The following is a 1,934-nucleotide window of genomic DNA, read 5'->3' on the forward strand; positions in this document are numbered from 1 at the left end:
CTCCAGGCACTCCGCGAGCGCCTCCTGGTACGCGGGCGTGAGCCCCCCGCACACCAGCAGCCCGTCGATGCCGTCCAGCGCGCTCTCCGGCTCGAACCGCCCGCCGAGCGGCACGAGCAGCGGCACCGGCACGCACGCCGGCCCCACCTCCCGCAGCGCCCCCGCGTACCGCTCGAACTGCGCCGCCCCGTCCCCCTCGTCGACGATCAGACACCCGATCCGCCGCTCGCCGCGCACCTGACGCAGAAACGGCTCGTACACCTCGGCGCGGTCCCAGCCCCCACCGATCAGAAACACCGGACTGCCCATACCCTCCCCTTCACCGGACACAAGGGGGGAATGTACGGGCCGGAAGCCGGGGCCGTCGCCCGGATTACCGCTCCCGGCCGCCGTCCGGGGCGGGAGCCGTCAGCTCCCGGTGCGGGCGATGCCGACCGGGCAGGACACTCCGGTGCCGCCGAGGCCGCAGTAGCCCGCCGGGTTCTTGTCCAGGTACTGCTGGTGGTACGCCTCGGCCGGGTAGAAGGGGCGGCCCTCGGCCGGGAGGATCTCCGTGGTGATCATGCCGTAGCCGGAGGAGGTCAGGACCTTCTGGTAGGCGTCGCGGGAGGCCTCCGCCGCCGCTGCCTGCTCCGGGGTGTGCGTGTAGACCGCCGAACGGTACTGCGTGCCCACGTCGTTGCCCTGCCGGAAGCCCTGCGTCGGGTCGTGCGACTCCCAGAAGGTCTTCAGCAGGGCGTCGTACGAGATCCGCCGCGGGTCGTAGACCACCCGGACCACCTCCGTGTGACCGGTCAGGCCCGAGCAGACCTCCTCGTACGTCGGGTTCTCCGTGTAACCGCCCTGGTAACCGACCAAGGTCGTGAACACGCCCTCCGGAAGCTGCCAGAACTTGCGCTCGGCGCCCCAGAAGCAGCCCAGGCCGAAGTCGGCGGTCTCCAGGCCCTCGGGGTAGGGGCCGAGCAGCGGCGTGCCGAGGACGGTGTGGCGTTCCGGCACCGCGAAGGCGAGCGTGGGGCGGCCCTTGAGCGCCTGCTCGGGGGTGGGCAGCTGGGGTGTGCGGCCGAAGAGCATCGGGTCTCCCTGTCGGTCGGGGCTGGGCACCGGCCGCCTCGGCGGCGCCGGCACCCGTACAACGTCCCGCGCGCCCCGGCCATTCCGGTCAGACCCCCGCCGTCGCCGCCTCCTGCGCCAGGGCGACCGCCGTGTCGCGGACCCGGCAGTAGTAGCCGGCCATGTCGCTGTCGTGGCGCCACGGCAGCGCGTTCACATGCCCGTCGACCAGCCGGAACTGCTCCAGCGCCGCCTCGTTGCGGCCCTGGAGGTGCAGGTAGTACGCCAGCAGGTGACGAAGCTCCGGCAGCCGCGGGTGGGACGGGTCGGCCGCCGCCGCGTCCGCGAGCGCCGCCTCGACCCGGGCCCGCATCTCCGGCGTGTTGTCGGCCTCGGTGTCGTCCGACTCGTCGTGCTCGAAGTGCGCGATCAGCGGCAGCACGGTCAGCAGGCTGCCCAGCGGCGCGCCGGCCGCCGCCCGCTCGGCGAACTCGCGGGCCAGCCGCTCGGAGCCGCGCCACTTCGCGCACCAGTACTGGAGCGCCGAGAAGTGCGCCTCGTAGTGGTGCGGGGCGCGCGAGGTGATCTCCGTCCACAGCTCGTCCATCCGCGCGTTCGGGTAGCCGAGGCCCAGCGCCACCCAGATCTCCGCGACGAACGGGGTCGGGTCGTCGGGGTTGAGCGCCGCCGCCCGCGCGACGTCCTCGCGCGCGGAGGTCAGCGTGCGGCGGAACCCCTCGAACTGCTCCTGGGTCGTGTACTTCGCCTTCTTCGCGCCCCGGATCTTCCAGGCCAGGATCACCGTGCTGCGCGCGCGGACCACGGCCGCGTCCGGGTCGTCGGGCCGGGCCGCCTCCCAGGCCAGCAGCCACGCGTCCTCC

2 protein-coding genes and 1 pseudogene are annotated in these 1,934 nt (G+C 73.5%); all 3 read right to left on the reverse strand.

Annotated features, from left to right (window positions below):
- Positions 1–309, reverse strand: a pseudogene (locus tag H5J33_RS33355) (hypothetical protein); the annotation flags it as partial.
- Between the two features lie 99 nt (positions 310–408).
- Positions 409–1,074 carry a peptide-methionine (S)-S-oxide reductase MsrA gene (msrA, locus tag H5J33_RS33360; protein WP_181798435.1) on the reverse strand — a complete coding sequence of 222 codons (666 nt, stop codon included), beginning with the start codon at positions 1,072–1,074 and terminating at the stop codon, positions 409–411.
- An 88-nt stretch (positions 1,075–1,162) separates the two neighbouring features.
- Positions 1,163–1,934, reverse strand: a 772-nt coding sequence (locus H5J33_RS33365) for a hypothetical protein (protein ID WP_181798436.1), incomplete at its 5' end; no start/stop codon positions are given.

The organism is Streptomyces sp. WELS2, from assembly GCF_013870595.1.
GTDB lineage: Bacteria > Actinomycetota > Actinomycetes > Streptomycetales > Streptomycetaceae > Streptomyces.